The 19,289-nt window shown below is 54.0% G+C and carries 16 protein-coding genes; 10 read left to right on the top strand and 6 right to left on the bottom strand.

Annotated elements, in window-relative coordinates:
* Positions 1-85 precede the first annotated feature (85 nt).
* The 7 genes from QD280_RS11145 (at position 86) to QD280_RS11115 (ending at position 8,046) form a co-directional block, all read left to right on the top strand.
* Positions 86-400 carry a hypothetical protein gene (locus QD280_RS11145; protein ID WP_043333722.1) on the top strand — a complete coding sequence of 105 codons (315 nt, stop codon included), beginning with the start codon at positions 86-88 and terminating at the stop codon, positions 398-400.
* 224 nt (positions 401-624) lie between these two features.
* A complete protein-coding gene (locus QD280_RS11140; RefSeq protein ID WP_279839257.1) occupies positions 625-1,920 on the top strand; it encodes an ABC-three component system protein in 1,296 nt (431 codons plus the stop codon).
* Positions 1,913-2,590: an ABC-three component system middle component 1 gene (locus QD280_RS11135; RefSeq protein ID WP_279839255.1), complete on the top strand. Its 678-nt coding sequence runs from the start codon at positions 1,913-1,915 to the stop codon at positions 2,588-2,590. Before QD280_RS11140 ends, QD280_RS11135 begins: the two co-directional genes overlap by 8 nt.
* A 7-nt stretch (positions 2,591-2,597) precedes the next feature.
* Complete coding sequence (locus QD280_RS11130; protein WP_279839254.1) at positions 2,598-4,967, top strand: AAA family ATPase; 2,370 nt, start codon at positions 2,598-2,600, stop codon at positions 4,965-4,967.
* Between the two features lie 229 nt (positions 4,968-5,196).
* Positions 5,197-6,087 (top strand): pseudouridine synthase, encoded by an 891-nt coding sequence (locus QD280_RS11125; protein ID WP_279839252.1) that lies wholly within the window; start codon positions 5,197-5,199, stop codon positions 6,085-6,087.
* 142 nt (positions 6,088-6,229) lie between these two features.
* Positions 6,230-7,423, top strand: coding sequence for a DUF3500 domain-containing protein (locus tag QD280_RS11120; RefSeq protein WP_279839251.1), 1,194 nt, complete (start codon positions 6,230-6,232; stop codon positions 7,421-7,423).
* Positions 7,420-8,046, top strand: a complete 627-nt coding sequence (locus tag QD280_RS11115; RefSeq protein ID WP_279839250.1) for a hypothetical protein — start codon at positions 7,420-7,422, stop codon at positions 8,044-8,046. The genes QD280_RS11120 and QD280_RS11115 overlap by 4 nt, the downstream gene beginning before the upstream one ends.
* Positions 8,047-8,190: 144 nt before the next feature.
* Here the strand turns inward: QD280_RS11115 and QD280_RS11110 are convergent, their stop codons facing one another.
* The 6 genes from QD280_RS11110 to QD280_RS11085 form a co-directional block, all read right to left on the bottom strand.
* Positions 8,191-9,156 (bottom strand): HEPN domain-containing protein, encoded by a 966-nt coding sequence (locus QD280_RS11110; RefSeq protein ID WP_279839249.1) that lies wholly within the window; start codon positions 9,154-9,156, stop codon positions 8,191-8,193.
* A gap of 211 nt (positions 9,157-9,367) precedes the next feature.
* The gene (guaA, locus tag QD280_RS11105; RefSeq protein ID WP_054555315.1) at positions 9,368-10,942 is read right to left on the bottom strand and encodes a glutamine-hydrolyzing GMP synthase; all 1,575 of its coding nucleotides are present in this window, start codon (positions 10,940-10,942) and stop codon (positions 9,368-9,370) included.
* A gap of 165 nt (positions 10,943-11,107) precedes the next feature.
* Positions 11,108-12,577, bottom strand: coding sequence for an IMP dehydrogenase (gene guaB / locus QD280_RS11100; protein ID WP_054555314.1), 1,470 nt, complete (start codon positions 12,575-12,577; stop codon positions 11,108-11,110).
* A 277-nt stretch (positions 12,578-12,854) separates the two neighbouring features.
* The gene (locus QD280_RS11095) at positions 12,855-14,003 is read right to left on the bottom strand and encodes an ABC transporter substrate-binding protein (RefSeq protein WP_279839248.1); all 1,149 of its coding nucleotides are present in this window, start codon (positions 14,001-14,003) and stop codon (positions 12,855-12,857) included.
* Entirely contained in the window at positions 14,000-15,394 is a 1,395-nt protein-coding gene (locus tag QD280_RS11090) for a sensor histidine kinase (RefSeq protein WP_279839247.1), read from the bottom strand. The genes QD280_RS11095 and QD280_RS11090 overlap by 4 nt, the downstream gene beginning before the upstream one ends.
* Complete coding sequence (locus QD280_RS11085) at positions 15,391-16,062, bottom strand: response regulator (RefSeq protein ID WP_279839245.1); 672 nt, start codon at positions 16,060-16,062, stop codon at positions 15,391-15,393. Before QD280_RS11085 ends, QD280_RS11090 begins: the two co-directional genes overlap by 4 nt.
* Before the next feature lie 177 nt (positions 16,063-16,239).
* On the opposite strand from QD280_RS11085, the gene QD280_RS11080 reads away from it, so the two are divergent.
* From QD280_RS11080 to QD280_RS11070, 3 genes are read left to right on the top strand one after another with little or no spacing between them, the layout of a single operon-like run.
* Entirely contained in the window at positions 16,240-17,265 is a 1,026-nt protein-coding gene (locus QD280_RS11080) for a tripartite tricarboxylate transporter substrate binding protein (protein ID WP_279839244.1), read from the top strand.
* Positions 17,262-17,702 carry a tripartite tricarboxylate transporter TctB family protein gene (locus QD280_RS11075; RefSeq protein WP_107335582.1) on the top strand — a complete coding sequence of 147 codons (441 nt, stop codon included), beginning with the start codon at positions 17,262-17,264 and terminating at the stop codon, positions 17,700-17,702. The genes QD280_RS11080 and QD280_RS11075 overlap by 4 nt, the downstream gene beginning before the upstream one ends.
* A gap of 18 nt (positions 17,703-17,720) precedes the next feature.
* Positions 17,721-19,223, top strand: a complete 1,503-nt coding sequence (locus QD280_RS11070) for a tripartite tricarboxylate transporter permease (RefSeq protein WP_279839243.1) — start codon at positions 17,721-17,723, stop codon at positions 19,221-19,223.
* Positions 19,224-19,289: the final 66 nt, after the last annotated feature.

Raw genomic sequence — 19,289 nt, 5'->3', positions numbered from 1 at the left:
GAGCAACAAGGCACGACATCAAGCACAGCACGCGGAGCAGAACATCACGATCGATCATTGAAAACGACCAGCCGAGGAGGTTCACATGAAGGTCTACAAACCTGAATGGCGTTGCACGCTCGACGTGACGGAAGGCCCCGACCCCACCGCCCGCTGGAAAACACGGCTTGCCTGGCGCTTGCGCGCCCTCGCCGACCGCTTTGATGGCGGTAGTCGTACGATGAAGATTGACTGCAATGTCACCCCGGCGCTCACCCGCGAAGAGGTCGACACCTGCCTGGGCAAGGGCTTCGCCCTCAGCCAGAATCTGATGCTGCAACTGGCCAACCACAGCGCCTGCGAAGATGTCCTACGCGACGCCAAGGCCGAGCTCTACGAAGAAGAGCAACACCCGATGTAACGGTCTGATCTCAGTAGAACCCCGCAGATCACCCCATCGGTGAACGTAGTCTGCAAGACGCATGAAAAAGCCCTCCCGGCGATGCCGGGAGGGCTTTTTTGGTATACAATTGCAATATTAATAACAGCTCATGTTTTAGCTAATTACACATATTGCATCACATCTAATAAGTCATTAAATCGTTCTTTAAAAATCTGAAAAACCTACAACACTAGGCATTGATGATGACCGATCAAAAGACTAAAGCTCCTCATACGGCGATATCTACATGGAGTGGATTTGTATACCAAGGGAAATTAGCTTTATATCATTGCATTAAAACAATGTCAGACAACATAAATGAACATCATGATTTTAAGTTGCAGCTAGAAAGTCAAGATGATTTTGCCATTTTTAAAGGAGAAAACTGCATATCACTTCATCAAGTAAAAGCTTACAAAAAGACGAGTTTCAGCGAATATAAAAGTGGCATTGAAACACAAAAGAAAAATGCTAAGGATAGATGCATTGATACGGCGTACTTTCATACAGCTCGTGAAATAACAAAATTACCTCCAAACTTTACTGAAAACTATTATCCAGTAAAGCTATACTCTTATCCCTTACAACCATTGGAAGGTGTTGCTGAGTCAAAAAATTATTGCCCACTAGACGAAGTAAACCAGTATATAGAGCTACAACTAAAATACCTTATTAAGAAAGATGATAATTTAAATTCTTTCAAGCTACACGTGGTTGAAAAAATCAGAGAATCGCTAGAATCAATCATTAGCAATAAAGTTATCAGTGTGCATCATCGAATACACAACGCTACACAAAGTCAGAACTCTTTAGTGTCGGACGAGTTTATCCCACTTTGTGATTTGTATTCAAGAATTGTTGTTGATGATTTGAGCCAGTTCGAAAACGATGAATATTTCTTAGACAAACTGAAATGTGACATTGGTAGTTACTATCAAGAGTACCTAGAATCACAAGACGCACTCTCGGACAAGAAAATAAAAAAACTCGACAACTACATAGCTAAGATATTAGCCCTAGACATTAAAGGAATGGTTGATTTACTAAATATAACGATGCCACATCGTAAAGGTGAGTTTTCTAATCTGCGACTATACAAAGACGAGTCCTTTGATAGTGACTCAATAAAGCTTGCCATCTTAAATATTTTTAACCATTTGATTGAGGTAAACGTTGATGAGTCAAACACAGTAAGCTTTACCTGGGCTTCGAATGATAGCTACTTTTATCCTACAGGTATACATACTGCTAATGAGCACAGTGAATTAATATGTCAATCAATTCTAAGAAATGCATTGTCAAGAGATGTTAATATGCTTTTTGAGGGAAGAACCTTAATAACTAGCGCAATCGATGTCGAGGATATTTCAACTATTAAATTTGACGGTGGCGCAATGGAGTCCAATGAAGAATCGTACACAGAAAATAGTATTTCTAGCTATAACAATACATGCATGATTTCTCTTCGCAATGTACCACGGGATTTAATAGATGAATAATATAATACAAGAGATTTTTAACTCAAATGAATTTGAACATCATCCTATAGGTGCTTTGGATCTTTATTATCACACCAACTCTGATAAAACATCGTACTGGCTTGTAACATATCAAAAGCCAGACGATATCTCGAGAGAACAAGCAGTGTGGCTATCTAAGTGTAAAAAAGAGATCAAAGACACAGCACTAGAGAAAAATATAAATCTCTTAATAGTATGGAAGGTAGATGTTCTTAGCACCCATACTAGTAAAGTAATACATCATTTAGAAGAAGATAAATTCTTCTTTAAAAAACATGTGCTACCGTACACAATAGATGAAATTAATGATTTAAACAAAGAAATCAATGCTACAGATTTAAGAACTCTACTCGAAGATAAACTTCTCAGCAGTGATACATTTAAAGCCTATAAAGATCAACATCTATCATCTGGATGGGAAAGCTTGCTTTATAGGATTGCCATTAAGGTCCCATTTTTAAAAATTGAACATACTAGTAAACTGGATATGGCAAGCTTGGAAAAGAATATTACAAATAGGATACAAAGATCTAGAATTAAAGAAGATTTGAAAAAACTCGAACATTTATTGGAACAAGAGAATTTCGATAATCTAGTTAATTCAAAAAATCCTGACGAGCTCGTTAAAGTTTTGATGACAAACAGCTAGGTGTAATATGACTCAACTGATAAAAAAATTAAATATCACATATTTTAAAGCATTTGAAAACATAACTATAGAGTTTAACAACAATCAATTAACAGTCTTGGATGGACCTAATGGTTTCGGTAAAACTTCCTTATTTGATGCAATAGAGCTACTTTTTACAGGAAGTATTAAGAGATATCTAGATCTCGAAAGACTTACATCAGATGGTAGAAAAATTAAATTTGGATGCCCTTGGCTTAATAGAAAAGCGCCCTCCGGGGCTGTAATGTCTATCCGTGCTGAAATAAGAACAAGTCAAGGAACTATTTATATAGAGAGATCTAAAGAAAAGGAATTACTTGATAAAGCAAAGAACTTAAAGGATATTAATATCGAGCTATACTCACTAGATTCATTAGACAGTACAGAGAAAACACTAATTAATGATGAAGATGCTTTTATATCAGAGATTCTAGGTAAGCAGTATAAGCGAAACTTTGAAATATTTCACTATATAGAACAAGATGAAAACATTAAACTGCTAAAGAAAAAGGATAAAGAGAGGCAAATTGCTATAGCTCATCTATTTGAAATTGGGGAAGTGCAAGAAAAAATAAACACATTAGAAGGTTTACACGCCAAACTTAAGCCATTATATAGCAAAGATGCTAAATTAGAGCTAGACAAGCTTGAGCAATCTAGACAATTAGCATACACGGATGTCACTCCTGAGTACAAGAAAGTCTCTTATGAAAAACTAGTTAACACTACAAACCAAGAATGGGATAAAGAACATCTCACATCCGATATAGAAACAGCTAAAAAGTGGATTTCATATAATGGAGAGATTAACAACCTAAAAGATTTTATCAGCAACTTCGAAAATTATGAAAAACATCTACACAATAAGGATATAGAGGCTTATTTGTTATATAACACGAATATTATGTCAGAGTTTCTAAAATACTACTATAACCTTAATAGAAAAACCGAATATATAGAAGAGTCTGAGCGATATATAAAGAAGGTAGAACTTTTTGGCATAAGTAGCGATTTTATAGCGTTTATAAAAAACACAGATCGAACACTTGAAAAAGAATTTATCTCCTATCTACCTAAGAATGTAGATTTAAATAGACTAAACTTAGAAATAGATAAAGTTAGATCTTACTGGAAGTTAACTGACGTAGCCGAAAAAAGTTATGCTGATATTTTAGATAAACGTAAGAAAATTTTGAAAAATTTAGAAGAGCTAAAACATTCTAATTTATTAGAAACTTCTCGCTGCGTTTTATGTGGGGCTATATGGGATAGTTACCATACTTTATTGATAGAAATAAACAAACATACGAATTATCTAGAGATAAACTCTCAGAAAGAAAACGAAAATTTAAGGTCTCAGCTTAATCACATTCAAACCAATTATTTAGATATAATATACAATGATTCTGAAGAGTATTTGAAATCACAAAAAAATCACATCAGCTACAAAAAAGATTTAATATCACTGCCTGAGTCTAGAATAGAGAGTTTAAATAAATATAAAAATTATCTCATAAAGAATAATGTTGTTTTTGAAGACTTACTTGTATTAGAATCTACGGATGTAGATAAATATATCCTAGATTCAAAAGTAAAGGAATTAGAAAAGCGCATTAGAGAAAAACTTTTTAATATGGAGGGAGTTTCAATAAAGTCATACTACAATGATTTCTTTAGAGAAGTATTCAATAGTGATAGATCAGCTATTAAAAAAATAACTTTAGAGTCAATAGAAAAAAAGAAAGAGTATTTATTACAACATATTGCATTACTATCATCTGATCGCGCTATTAAGTATGATACTGAATACAAACAAGCGCTCAACAAATTAAATACAGCTAAAAAATATGGCACCCATGTTAAAAAACTTTTAGAAATATACAATCAAGAGAAGAAACAATATTTAGCTTCCATAGTTGGAGAAATAGAGATTATTTTCTATATTTACTCTGGTCGTATAATGCAGTCATATCAGCAAGGATTAGGTATATTCATAAAAAACAATGGCAGCTCGATTACTTTTCATGATTCTCCTAGTAATGAGCATGATGTAATTTTCTCGATGAGTTCTGGTCAACTATCCTCACTCATGATGTCTTTCACTTTAGCACTTAACAAAAGATATTCTCAAAATGACTTACTATTGATAGATGATCCAATACAAACTTTAGATGAAATAAACATAGCTGGACTAGTTGACTTACTTCGTACAGAGTTTGATGGTCGCCAAATAATCATCTCTACCCATGAGGATAGAATGTCGGCTTATTTTCGTTATAAATATATGAAGTATAGCCTACCCGCAGGACGGATTAATTTCATGGAACTGGATAAAGAGAGCAAAGAATATAGCTAGAATCGAGATGTTTAGTTTCTCAAAAATAACCTTGTAAATATTTTAGTAACCTTATATCGCAAGAAGTATAAAGATTGAACATTTATTCTTCTTGCGTATCTATGAATCTACATAGAAAATTTACTGAAATCGCTTTAAGAAATTTTATATATGAAATGTATCGGAATATTTCGATACCCCCGCTATTAACTATATTTACAACACCTCTATTACACTTATAAGGCCTGCCATGCCCATTTCCGCGCGTCCTTCCAAGCTGAGCCTGCCTCAGGTCAATCCCGGTGTGACGACGGTGCTGGAGTATCTGCTGCTCAAGTTTCCAGCAATTGCCGAGTCGCGCTGGCGCGAGCGCATGGCCGAGGGCAAGGTGCATCGCGATGATGGCTCGCTGATTACGCCAGAGTCGCCCTATCAACCACATCTGCGCGTGTTCTATTACCGCGAGGTGGCAAGCGAGCCGAGCATCCCCTTCGCGGAGCGGATTCTCTATCAGGATGAGCACATTCTGGTGGCCTACAAGCCGCACTTCCTGCCGGTGACGCCCGGCGGCCTGTACGTGAACGAGTGCCTGCAGCAGCGACTGCGCAAGCGCACCGGGATAGAGGCGCTGCAGGCGGTGCATCGACTGGATAGGGTCACGGCGGGGTTGGTGCTGTGCTCAGTCAATCCCGACACGCGCCCCCTCTACCATCAACTGTTCAAGTCGCGGAATATCCACAAGACATATCAGGCCATCGCCGAGATACACAGCGATGAATCCCTGGTGGGCCAGCAGTGGGAGGTGAATAATCGTCTCGAGCAGAGCGAGCAACGCTTCCGCATTCATGTCACCGACGGCGCGACCAACAGCCATTCGGTGATTCGCTGCGTGCAGCAGACAGCCAGTCAGGCATTGTTCGAGCTGCACCCCGTCACCGGCCGAACCCACCAGCTACGCGTGCATATGCAGACACTGGGCTGGCCGATTCTGAATGATCGCTACTACCCCGTGCTGCAACCGCTCTCGCCGGATGACTTCGCGCGCCCCTTGCAGCTGCTCTCCAAGGGGTTCGAGTTCATTGACCCCGTCACCGGCGAGGAAAGACGCTTCGAATACGACGGTAACCTGACACTGGCGTGAGCCGTGACATGCCCCGCGGCTGTCGTCGCCAGCCGACGCACAGGCCACCGCATGTGCACAAAGAAATCATCTGGCGAAGCCTTCCTGCTCGACGTCAGGCGGGCTAAGGTTTTCCTCCTGTCCCCGGAAAATAGGCCCATCGATGTCCCGACGTCTCGCAGTGACCGGAGGAGCCGCGCTGGCCGCGCTCCTGTCCTTCCCCGTCCTCGCACAACAAGGGCACGACGGGCCGCCGCCCGATCACGATGGCCCGCCGCCGATGTCAGCGGAAGACCAGGCCCTGAGCGAGGCACTGCGCGCGCGCATGGGTGATACCAGCACCCAGATGCAGAGCGTGCCCATCCCCGAGAGCGCCGCCGAGTGCGGCGACACACCCGGTTATGAGCGCATGCTGTGCCTGATAGATCTGCTCAAGGCAGATATCTCCGACGATGACATCCTGCAGAACCTGCAGCATGACTACTCGCTCGCTGAGGCCGAGAACTGGAGCAATCTGCCCGCTGGCGCCTTCCCGAAACGCCCCGGCGTGCTGCTGGGCGAGCTGAACATCAAGCAGCGCGGCCTCGTCAAAGCCATCATGCTGGAAGCCACCGGCCACGCGCCCGACGAAGGCTTCGACGAGATGCTCCAGACGCTCAACGCCGATGACTACATCAACACCGTCAGCACCGACTACAAGGCCGGTTACTCCTCCTACAACACCAAGTTCGCCTTCCTCGGCACGCCCGGCGAGACCGGCACCTGGGAGCTGTACTACGGCGGCCACCACATGGCCTTCGCCAACACCTACACCGACGGCAAGCTGGCCGGTGCCACGCCCTCCTTCCGTGGCGTGGAACCCTTCCCCTATTTCGAGATGAACGGCCGCGTGAACGAGCCGCTGACCCAGGAACGCGATGCCTTCGCCACCCTGTTGAGCTCGCTCTCCGATGATCAGAAGGCCAAGGCCACGCTGGAAGGCACCTACCGCGACATCCTCGCTGGCCCCCAGGCCGACGATGCCATTCCCGAAAGCTATGAAGGCCTGCCGGTATCCGAGTTGGATGATGAGCAGCAAGCGCTGCTGCTGACGGCCATCGAGACCTACGTGGACGACATCTCCGCCCCCGAAGCCGCGGCCTACATGGAGAAGTACACCTCCGAGCTTCCCGAGACCTATCTCGGCTTCTCCGGCACGCCGCAGGTCAGCGCCGAAAACGATTATGTGCGCATACACGGCCCGTCGCTGTGGATCGAATTCTCGTTGCAGTCCAACAAGTCCACCGACAAGGTCGGCAACCATCCGCACTCGGTATGGCGTGACCGCACCGACGACTACGGCGGTCAGAGCGAATGACCCGCAGCTCGCCGTGGCGCGCGGCGCTGCTCACGCTCGCAGTGATGATCGGCGGGGCCACGCTTGGCGCCAATGGCATGAGAATCAGCGGCATGGGCATCATCCAGACGGCTCACGCCCATGCCCTGCCCGGCAGCACGCTCATCTTCCAGCAGCAGCCGCAGCATACGCTCAAGCTCACTCTCCAGTTCCCGCGTGAAGACCTGCTGATCGCCGCGCCGCAACTGGCAGCGCTTGGTGACGCCAAGCCCGATGCTCCCTTGCCGCAGACGCTGACAGATCAGCTCGGCGACTATCTCAGTCAGCACCTGGCACTCACCAAGGACGGCGATGCGCTACCGCTGACGCTCACCGAGGCGCATCTCGCCTCTACCTATCAGCCACAACTCGGCGACTACCTGCTGGTCGTCACACAATGGGATGTGAAGACCGAGGAAGCCGATCCGGACTCACTGCTGCTGAAATACGACGCCGTGATGCACGAAGTCCGCAATCACCGCGCCGAAGTCGAATGGCAAACTCCCGAAGGCGACACCCGCCTGATGGCCGATTTCGGCTTCTTCCACTCCGCCCACGGCATCCGGCTCGACCTGAGAAAGGCCAGGCAGGCGCCAGCCAAGTAGGAATGAGCCGAGCTGGAGTAAACAAGGCGGTAAGCGTTTCCTGAATCGCGCCCACAAAAAAAGCCCTTCCGGCCAATGGCCAGAAGGGCTTTTTGCTTACGAGACAAGTTTTATAACACAATAAACAACATTTCATAAACAACACTATATAGTTACAAATCTATCTGCCGGAGTTCTTCCACTTATAATCATTGAAAGTAAAATAATACCAAGCTGATCATCAGGCTTATTAAAATCTTCAAAAATCTTGTCATTCTCAATAATCTTAAAAACCACCCTTTTTGATATTTCCTCGATATCAACCGAAATATGTTTAGGATTCTTAGAAGGTGTTTGAGTAGTTGTTGAACCATGTATGATTTTCGATCTTAAATCATAAGCCTTCTTTATTTTTTTGAATACAACAAGTCTACCTTCTGGATTGTCTTCGAGAAATATAGCAACCCGTTCTGAAAGCTGATGAGCAATTTCACTATTAGATGTCGAAAAGAGTGTTTCGAGCGCAGTACAAAAATTAGCAACTCTTATTGAGAAATCGAAATTACCTCTAGCCATATTCATCCATGTTAAAGCTCTGCCAAGTCTTGAATTATCACGTGAAAACTGAGCGTCTGCTACAGGGGTCTGGCTGCTTTTTATACCAAGCCTCTCTACATGTATTTTACGAATTTCTTGGAGTTTCTTTCTAGATAACCTTACGTTGATATCACTACCATCTGCAGAGTGATATTTATGGGATAGAAAATTACTGGTTACATTATAACCCCTGACTCCTTTAGATACCAAAAAACAAAGCTCAAAGTTAATGCTATTATCACTCTTTAACCAAGAAGCCATTAGGAAATCTTGAACAGTATACATCTTAGAGGTTAGGTAGGCTATTGGATCTGCTTCTGATGAGACCTTCTCAGATGAATACAGAAATACTTCCGTAGTCTTAAGGTGGTTGTATTCAATAGCACCAATCATTGGCTTTAAACTTTCGTTTACAAAAGTAGATTTTACGTTAGAGTCATTTGTTATCTTTATCCCATCTCCAATCTTATCACCATTATGCAACCCCTCTATTATTGAGACATTATGCAAAGCAGTTATAAAAATAAATTCCATAATATCACCTCAGCATAAAATACGGCACATCAATAATATTAACTACGAATCATGGCATTAATATAAGTGTACTATATACACAAAAAAGCCCTCCCGGCCATTGGCCAGAAGGGCTTTTTGCTTATTGCTTGCTGCGTTCTCGTCTCGATCAGTCAAGAGACCGACAAGACAGAACGCTGCGTCAGCTCAGCGAGGGGTGATCGTCAGGCGATCATTCCCACTCGATAGTGGCCGGCGGCTTGCTGCTGACGTCATAGGTGACGCGCGAGACGTGCTCCAGCTCGTTGATGATGCGATTGGAGACCTTCTCCAGCAGCTCATACGGCAGGTGCGCCCAGCGGGCAGTCATGAAGTCGACGGTCTCGACGGCACGAATGGCGATGACCCACTCGTAACGACGGCCATCGCCGACGACGCCGACGGACTTGACCGGCAGGAAGACGGCGAACGCCTGGCTGGTCTTGTGGTACCAGTCGAAGTTGTGCAGCTCTTCGATGAAGATGGCGTCGGCTTCACGCAGGATGTCTGCGTATTCCTTCTTCACTTCACCGAGGATACGCACGCCCAGACCCGGCCCCGGGAAGGGGTGACGGTAGACCATGTCGTAGGGCAGGCCGAGTTCGAGGCCGACCTTGCGGACTTCGTCCTTGAACAGTTCGCGCAGCGGCTCGACCAGTTCCATCTTCATGTCGTCCGGCAGGCCGCCGACATTGTGGTGGGACTTGATGACGTGAGACTTGCCGGTCTTGCTGGCAGCGGATTCGATCACGTCCGGGTAGATGGTGCCCTGGGCGAGGAAGTCGACGTCCTTGAGCTTGGCGGCTTCGGCATCGAACACTTCGATGAAGGTGTTGCCGATGGCCTTGCGCTTGGCTTCCGGGTCGCTGACGCCAGCCAGCTTGCCGAGGAAGAGGTCTTCAGCGTCAACACGGATGACCTTCACGCCCATGTGGCGAGAGAAGGTTTCCATGACCTGGTCGCCTTCCTTCTTGCGCAGCAGGCCGTTGTCGACGAAGACGCAGGTCAGCTGGTCGCCGATGGCCTTGTGCAGCAGCGCCGCGACCACGGAGGAGTCGACACCGCCGGACAGGCCGAGCAGCACCTTGCGGTCACCGACCTGAGCGCGAACGCGATCGGTGAGGTCTTCGATGATCTTGGCCGGAGTCCACAGGCGCTCGGACTGGCAGATCTCGATCACGAAGTGCTCGAGGATGCGCTGGCCCTGCAGGGTGTGGGTGACTTCCGGGTGGAACTGCACGCCGTAGAACTGCTTCTCTTCCCACGCCATGGCGGCGATCGGGCAGCTCGGGGTGGAGGCGGTGACGGTGAAGGTCTCCGGGACCTTCGCGACCTTGTCACCGTGGCTCATCCAGACGTCGAGCAGCGGGCGGCCTTCGTCGTCCAGGTGGTCCTTGATGTCCTTGAACAGCGCGGACTCACCATCGACACGAATCTGGGCATAGCCGAATTCGCGCACGTTGGAGCCTTCGACCTTGCCGCCGAGCTGCTCGGCCATGGTCTGCATGCCGTAACAGATGCCGAACACCGGCAGACCCATCTCGAACACGCACTCAGGCGCACGCGGCGAGTCCAGCTCGGTGACGGATTCCGGGCCACCGGCCAGGATGATGCCGTTGGGGTTGTACTCGCGGATCTCTTCTTCGGTGATGTCGAAGGCACGCACCTCGGAGAACACGCCCAGCTCACGCACGCGACGCGCGATCAGCTGTGTGTACTGGGAACCGAAATCGAGGATCAGGATCTTGTGGGAATGGATGTCTTGCATCTTCAGTCTCTCATTGGGGAGTCGTGAGACCCGCTTCGGAGCTGCGAGGGAGCGCAGGGCCGAAACAATCTGGCGTCGAGGGTAGCCGATACCGAAAGTTCGTTCGACCCAAGCAAAGCGGGAACCCGTGTAGGGCTCCCGCTTTGCATCGCGCTTCGCTATGTCTCAGTCGCGCCGATAGTTGGGCGCTTCCTTGGTGATCTGCACGTCGTGGACGTGGGATTCGGCGAAGCCGGCACCGGTGATCTGCACGAATTGCGGCTTGGTGCGCATCTCTTCGATGGTCTGGCTGCCGGTGTAGCCCATGGAGGCACGCAGGCCACCCATCAGCTGGTGCACGATGGCGCTCATCATGCCCTTGTAGGGCACTCGGCCTTCGATGCCTTCCGGTACCAGCTTCTCGACGCCGGCGTTCTTGTCCTGGAAGTAACGATCGCTGGAACCCTGGGTCTGGGACATGGCGCCCATGGAACCCATGCCGCGATACGCCTTGTAGGTACGACCCTGGAACAGCTCGACTTCGCCCGGCGCTTCTTCCGTCCCGGCGAGCAGGCCGCCGATCATGACGATGCTGGCGCCTGCGGCGATGGCCTTGGCGATGTCACCGGAGAAGCGGATACCGCCATCGGCGATGACCGGCACGTCGTACTTGGCCATGGCGGCCGCGACGTTGGCGACGGCGCTCATCTGCGGCACACCGACACCGGCGACGATACGCGTGGTGCAGATGGAACCCGGGCCGATGCCGACCTTGACGCCGTCCGCGCCGGCTTCTGCCAGGGCGATGGCGGCTTCAGCGGTCGCGATGTTGCCACCGATGACCTGAATCTTCGGGTGATGCTCCTTGACCCAGGCGACGCGGTCGATCACGCCCTTGGAGTGACCGTGAGCGGTGTCGACGACGATGACGTCAACGCCGGCTTCGGCCAGTGCAGCGACGCGGTCCGGGGTTTCCGGGCCGGTGCCGACGGCGGCGCCGACCAGCAGGCTGCCGTTGCTGTCCTTCGCCGCGTTCGGGTAGGTCTTGACCTTCTCGATGTCGCGAACGGTGACGAGGCCGCGCAGGCGGAATTCGTCATCGACGATCGGCATCTTCTCGATGCGGCTTTCCTGCAGCTTGGCCTTGATCTGGTCCAGCGGCGTGCCTTCCAGCACGGTGACCAGCTTCTCGCGGCCGGTCATGATGCCGGCGACGGTATCGCTGAAGTCAGGCTGGAAGCGCATGTCGCGACCGGTCACGATGCCGACCAGGTATTCACCCTCGACCACCGGGAAGCCGGAGTAGCCATGCTCCTCGGACATTGCCAGCAGATCCTGGATCTTGGCCTTCGGGCTGACAGTGACCGGGTCACGCACGATGACGCTTTCGTGCTTCTTGACCTTGCGGACTTCCGCGGCCTGCTGGGCGATGCTCATGCTCTTGTGGATGATGCCGACACCACCTTCCTGCGCCATGGCGATGGCCAGGCGAGCTTCGGTGACGGTATCCATCGCAGAGGAGATAAGCGGGATATTGACGCTGATGTCGCGTGTGAGACGTGATCTCAGGCTGACGTCCTTGGGGAGGACCTCGGAGTAGCCGGGGACGAGAAGAACGTCATCAAACGTCAGAGCTTCTTGCGCTATACGTAGCATGTCGAACGCCCAGTAGCAGTTTATGAGGGATGCGCGAAAGCCGCAGTGCAGGGCCCGATGGACAGGCGCCATGACTACGGTTCTAGCGGTTGCTGCGAGGTAATCACCCATGATAACCCATTCGCCCCGCCCGAGACAAACGTCGCAGGCTATCAAACTCGCAACTTCACGTCCCGGCGACACTAACCATCTGGTCAACTAAAGCCACGGATGGCGCGGCCTGCGGGCTGGCGGGCGGTGAGAGCGTAACGACTGCCTGCCACCGCGAAGGCGGCCATCAGGGCGTCGGGGCGCCACCCGAATAGGCATCGAACCAGCGGGCCAGAAAGTCATTGCGACGCGCGGTGTCCAGCATGCTCAGCGAAGAGGCATCCAGCGGCTGCGGATACAGGCGCTGACCGACCTGATCACGCAGTGACTGGGCGGTGAAAGGGCCGACGATATCGTCCCGGATGCTGTAGAGCGGCGTCTCGCCAGCCACGACATGCTGCCCTTCGCGACCGATGAGGAAGTTGATGAAGGCGCGCGCCTGCTCCGGGTGCGGGGCATCGCGGTGGATGAAGGCGGTGCGCATCGAGATCAGCGCATAGTCAGAGGGCATCTGCACGATGATGTCGGGATGCGTCTGCGCCCATTGCAGCGCATAGGAGCCCAGCAGGTTGTAACCCAGCCAGTAGCGCCCGTCACTCAGGCCTTCCAGCATGCGCTGGGTGCTGGTCTCGAGGGTGGCATCGACCCGCCCCAACGCCGCGACCAGCTTCCAGAAGCGCCCCGAATAGCGGGAATCCTGTAGGTAGAGCGCATAGCCCAGCGCACTCTTGGAGGGCGAATAGGCCACTACCCGCCCGGCCAGCGTCTCGGCGTGTTGCGTCAACAGATTCAGGACATCCGCATGCGAGACAGGCGGCAGCATCCTGGCGGCGAGGTCCAGCCGGTAGGCCATCACGATAGGCTCGAAGGTGAAGGCGAAGACCTCATCGCGCCACTTGGCCCATTGTGGCCATTGCCGCGCCTCGTCGCTGTCGAGTCGTTGCGCCAGCCCCTGATTGACCAGCGCCACCTGCCACGGCATTGCGGAGCTGAGAATGACGTCAACCCGAGGGTCTGGCTGCTGGGCTCGAGCATTGACGGCCATCGAGCTGCGGTCGCGGTAATCGAGCTCGACGTCGGGATAGCGGCGCGTGAAGGCCGCCAGCAGGGGCGCCGCGACCTCGCGATCCATCGCCGCCTCGATCACCAGACGAGCCTGGGTGGGCGCCGCAACCGCCTTGACTGGCATCGCCGCCGCGAGAATGGCCACACTGGCCCACAGCGTGAGCAGCAGACGATACATGGCCCGGCGTGCCCGTGTGGGAGCGATGATATGAACGATGGAGGGAACGATAGCGAAGGCCATGACGAGCGGCCTGTCAGGCGTGAACTTCATGACTGTCTCCCTGGAAAGCGAATGTGCACGCACAGCCCTCCCGCATCGCGATTGCTGACCTGCAACTCGGCCTGATGACGCAGGGCAATCGTCTCGACGATCGCCAGCCCCAGCCCCGAGCCATCAGTGTCCTGACGCCCTGCGCGCTCGAAGGGCTGACAGAGTCGTTCCAGCATCTGCGGGTCGACGCCGGGGCCGTTGTCCTCGATGCTCAGCACCACTCCCCCGCCCTCTGCCTCAAGGCTCAGCCCCAGGGTGATCTCGCTGCCCACCGGGGTGTAGCGCAGCGCATTCTCGATCAGATTGCCGATCATCTCGCGCAGCGCCCACGGCTCGCCAATCACGCAGATTGGCTGTGCCGGCAGCTCGGCCAGCCCCAGATCATGCTGGCGCGCGAGGTCGTGATCGACCCACTCCAGCACCACGCTGCGCAGCAAGTCAGCGAGATCCAGCGCGTCCTGCTCCGTGGGCAATGCCAGATGGCGCAACCGCGTCAGGTTCAGCAGCTGCCCGGCCAGACGACTGGTGCGCGCGGCGCTGGCATGGATATCGCTCAAGGCTTGATGCCACTGCGCCGGCGAGTCACTGCTCAGCGCGAATTCAGCAGCGTTCTGCACGCCGGCCAGCGGTGTGCGCAGCTGATGGCTGGCATCGGCGGTAAAGCGCAGCAACGCATCGCGGGATTCCCCCTGGCGGTGGAAAAGCTGCTCCAGGGTATCGGTCAGCTCGCGCATCTCCTCGGGCATGGTACCCGACAGCGGGCTGGCATCCTGCGGTTGGCGGCGACGCAGCTGATGACGCAGACGCTTGAGCGGCGTCAACGCCAGGCGCAGGGTGATGAAGATCATCATGGCGGCGAACAGCCCCATGACCAGAATGCGCCCCATGGCACGTGTCAGAAGCTCTCGCGCCAGCTGCTCACGCCCTTCGATGGTATGTCCGACCCAGACCTGCACGCGGAACTGCCGCTCCCAGCCCGCCGAGCGCACGCTACGCGCATGCAGACGCCACTCGACGCCCTGATAGTGGATGTTGTGCCACACATCGCCTTCGGCGGCCTCGCGCTGCAGCTTCGCGGAGAGCGCAATGTCGAGGTTGTTGGCCAGTACCCGATCCTCATCATCGATCAGACGGTAGAAGACGCGCTCCTGATGGCGCGTGGAGAGAATCTTGAGCGCGGCGGGCGGCATCATGATGCGCGGCTGATCATCCTGCCACTGGATGGCCTCGGTCATGGTCAACAGCGCATCTTCAAGCTGGCTGTCGAAGGCACGCTGCGCCGAGCGCTGACTGGTCACCCAGGCGTCCATCATCAACAGGCCGCCGACGATGAGCATCATGCTCAGCAGCCAGCCCAGCAGGCGATTGCGCAGCTTGCCGTGAATGATCATCCGGCGTCGATCAGCTCGAGCCGATAGCCCAGCCCGCGCAGAGTGCGGATCTGGATCTCACTGCCCATCAGGCGCTTGCGCAGCCGACTGATGTAGACCTCCAGCGCATTCGAGCCCACCTCGCCATAGCCGAACACCTTGCCTTCGATCACCTCGCGCGACACCACCTTGCCGGCGTGCAGCATCAGGCTTTCCAGCAGGCGGCGTTCGCGCGGCGGCAGGTCCAGCGTCGTCTCGCACAGCGTGAACATGCCGCTGCTGGTCGACAGCGACAGCGGCCCGAAACGCACGCTGTTGTCGCTGCGCCCCTGGCTGCGCCGCAGCAAGGCACGTACGCGCGCTTCCATCTCCACCAGCGAGAACGGCTTGGCCAGATAGTCATCGGCACCGAGATCCAGCCCGCGCACGCGGTCATCGACGCCGTCCCGCGCCGTGATGATCAGCACCGGGGTCAGGTCATTGCGCTGGCGCAGCTCCGCCAGCAGGTCCATGCCCTGTCCATCGGGCAGGCCGAGATCGAGCAGGATCAGATCGAAGCCGCCCTGGCGCGCCGCGTCCCTAGCGGGGGCGAGGCTATCGAAGACATCGATGGCATAGCCCAGCGCCGTCAGACTGCGCTGCAGGGTGCTGGAAATGAGGGGGTCATCCTCGACGACGAGCAGGCGCATGCGTCCAAAGTCTCAGTAAGGTGAAGGGAAAGTGACAGGTTGATGAAAGGTCGCGCTCATACCATGCCGGTATCGCATCCACGCCTGCGATGCATTGCCCAGCCAGCGCCATTGCCGCCAAGAACATAAAGCAAAAGGCGCTGCGAAGACAAAAACAACAGCCATCAGGAGCACACCATGCCCCAGACTCGACGCCTGCCTTCATCACTGCGCCACTTCACGCCGCTGCGCCTCGTCGCCGCGATGACTCCCCCCATCGTGCTGGCCGCGGCAAGCCTGGTCGCCATGCCTGCGGCGGCGGCCGACAAGAGTGAATGCATCGCCCCGGCCAAGCCCGGCGGTGGCTATGACCTCACCTGCCGCCTGGCCGCCAACGGCCTGCTGGAAACCGGCGTCATCGATTCCCCGATGATGGTCACCTACATGCCGGGCGGCATCGGCGCGGTCGCCTACAACCACATCATCGGCGTGCGCAGCGATGACCCGAATCTGGTGGTGGCCGCCAGTACCGGCGCCGCCGTCAATCTGGCGCTGGGCAAGTTCGGCAAGTACAGCGCCGATGACGTGCGCTGGGTCGGCGCGCTGGGCGTCGATTACGGCGCGGTGGTGGTAAGCGCCGATGCCCCGTGGCAGACCCTCGATGAGCTGATGCAGGACCTCAAGGACCACCCCGGTGAGATTCCCTTCGGCGCCGGCGGCACCGTGGGCAGCCAGGACTGGATGAAGGCCGCGCTGATCGCCAAGTCCGTCGACGTCTCGCCGCGCAAGCTGCGTTATGTGTCCTTCGAAGGCGGCGGTGAAGCACTGGCCGCTCTGCTGGGCAATCACATCAAGGTCTTCACCGGTGACCTGTCCGAGCTCAAGGCCCAGCTTTCCAGCGGCAAGATTCGCGTGCTGGCCGCGCTGTCCGAAGAGCGTATGGACGGCCCCTATGCCGACATCCCCACCGCCACGGAACAAGGCTATGACGTGACCTGGCCGATCTGGCGCGGTTACTACATGGGCAACGACGTCAGTGACGCCGACTACAACACCTGGGTCGAGCGCCTCAAGCAGCTGAGCGACAAGCCGGAATTCGCCGAGATTCGTGAAGCCCGCGGACTGTTCCCGATCCAGAAATTCGGCGCTGATTTCGATACCTACGTGAAAGACCAGGTCGCCGACTTCAAAGACCTCGCCAAGGAAGTGGGACTGACAAAATGAGACTCGCCGCCGATCGCATCCTGGGCTTCGCCTTGATGGGACTGGCGGCGTTCATCGTCGCCCAGTCCCTGAGTATCGAAGTGCCCTTCGCCTACGACCCGGTAGGCCCCAAGGCCTTTCCCATCGGCCTCTCGATCCTGATGGCCATCTTCTCGCTGGTGCTGATCCTGCGCCCCGGCCCGGAAGGTGACTGGCCATCGGCCAGCGTGATGCTGCAGCTGGGACTGGTTATGGTGATCCTGATCGCCTTCGCCTTCTTCTTCGTACGTCTCGGCTACCCCATCACGGCCGTCGCCGCCATCACCGCCATCGCACGACTGTTCGGTGCCAGCTGGCGCGCCGCCTGCGTGACCGGCGTACTGATGGCCGGAGCAAGCTATGTGCTGTTCACCGCCGTGCTGGAAATCTCGCTGCCGACCGGGCTGTGGTTTTCCTGATTCCGAGAGGGCTTTCTCATGTTTGATTTCATCATCCAGGGCTTTGGCGTCGCACTGACGCCACTCAACCTTGGCCTGGCCTTCAGTGGCGCACTGCTGGGCACCTTGTTCGGCGCCCTGCCGGGCATCGGCCCCATCAACGGCATCGCCATTCTGATGCCGCTGGCCTATACCCTCGGCCTGCCGGCGGAATCGGCGCTGATTCTGCTGGCAGGTATCTATACCGGTGCCGAATATGGCGGCCGGATGTCGAGCATCCTGCTCAATGTGCCGGGCGATGCCGGCGCCGTGATGACCACCCTCGACGGCTATCCGCTGGCCAAGCGCGGACTGGCCGGGCCGGCGCTGGGCATCTCGGCGATCAGCTCCTTCGTCGGCGCCAGCATCGCGATCCTGGGTCTGACCCTGTTCGCCCCGCTGCTGGCCACGGTGGCCGTGCAGTTCGGTCCGGCGGAACTGTTCGCCATGATGGTGTTCGCCTTCGCCTCCATGTCGGTGATGATGGGCAATGACCCGGTCAAGACCGCACTGGGCGCCATCCTCGGCGTATTGATCGGCACCGTCGGCGTCGATTCCGGCACCGGTATCCAGCGCTTCACCTTTGATATCCCCGATCTCTACGACGGCATCGATTTCGTGGTGCTGATCATCGGCATGTTCGCGATCAGCGAAATCCTGCTGATGCTGGAAAGCCGCCTGCAGCATGGCAAGTCCGGCGCTCTGCCTGTCATCGGTCGCGTCTTCGTGACGATGAAGGAAATTCTCTACTGCAAAGGCGCCATGCTGCGCTCCGGTCTGCTCGGCTTCCTGATCGGCGTGCTGCCGGGCACCGGCGCCTCGGTGGCGGGGGCTGTTTCCTACACCACAGAGAAGCGTGTCAGCGACAAGGACAACACCTTCGGTACCGGCGACATGCGCGGCCTTGCCGCACCGGAAGCCGCCAACAACGCGTCCGCAGCGGGCTCCTTCGTGCCGATGCTGACCCTGGGCATTCCGGGCTCCGGCACCACCGCCGTGCTGCTGGGCGCGCTGATGCTCTACAACATCACCCCCGGCCCGATGATGTTCAGTGAGCATCCCAAGGTCGCGGGCGGTCTGATCGCCTCGCTGTACATCGGCAACATCGTGCTGTTGCTGCTCAACCTGCCGCTGGCCGGCTTCTTCGCTCGCGTACTGACCATTCCGCGCTGGGCGCTGGTGCCGGGCATCGTCATCCTGTCCTTCGTCGGGGTCTATCAGCTGCATTCCGACATGGGCGCCATCTATCTGATGCTGGGCATCGGCGTGCTGGGCTACCTGCTGCGCAAGCTGAACTTCTCGCTGGCGACCATCGTACTGGGCTTCGTGCTCGGCGGGCTGATGGAAGAGAATCTGCGCCGCGCCCTGGCCATCAGCGGTGGCGACAGCAGCATCCTGTGGCAATCGGGTATCTCGCAGGGCCTGTGGCTGGCCTCGCTGTTGCTGCTGCTCGGGCCTTTCCTGCTGTCACGTCTCGGCAAGCGCAAGGCACAGACGGCCTGATCAAGGTACGCCCTGTGGCAACCCCCAAGCCCCCGCTTTCCCTCTGGAGTGCGGGGGCTTTTTGGT

This window comes from Cobetia sp. 1AS1, from assembly GCF_029846435.1.
GTDB lineage: Bacteria > Pseudomonadota > Gammaproteobacteria > Pseudomonadales > Halomonadaceae > Cobetia > Cobetia amphilecti.
Note: the sequence above shows the minus strand (reverse complement) of the source record. Positions and strands in the feature narration are given on the sequence as shown.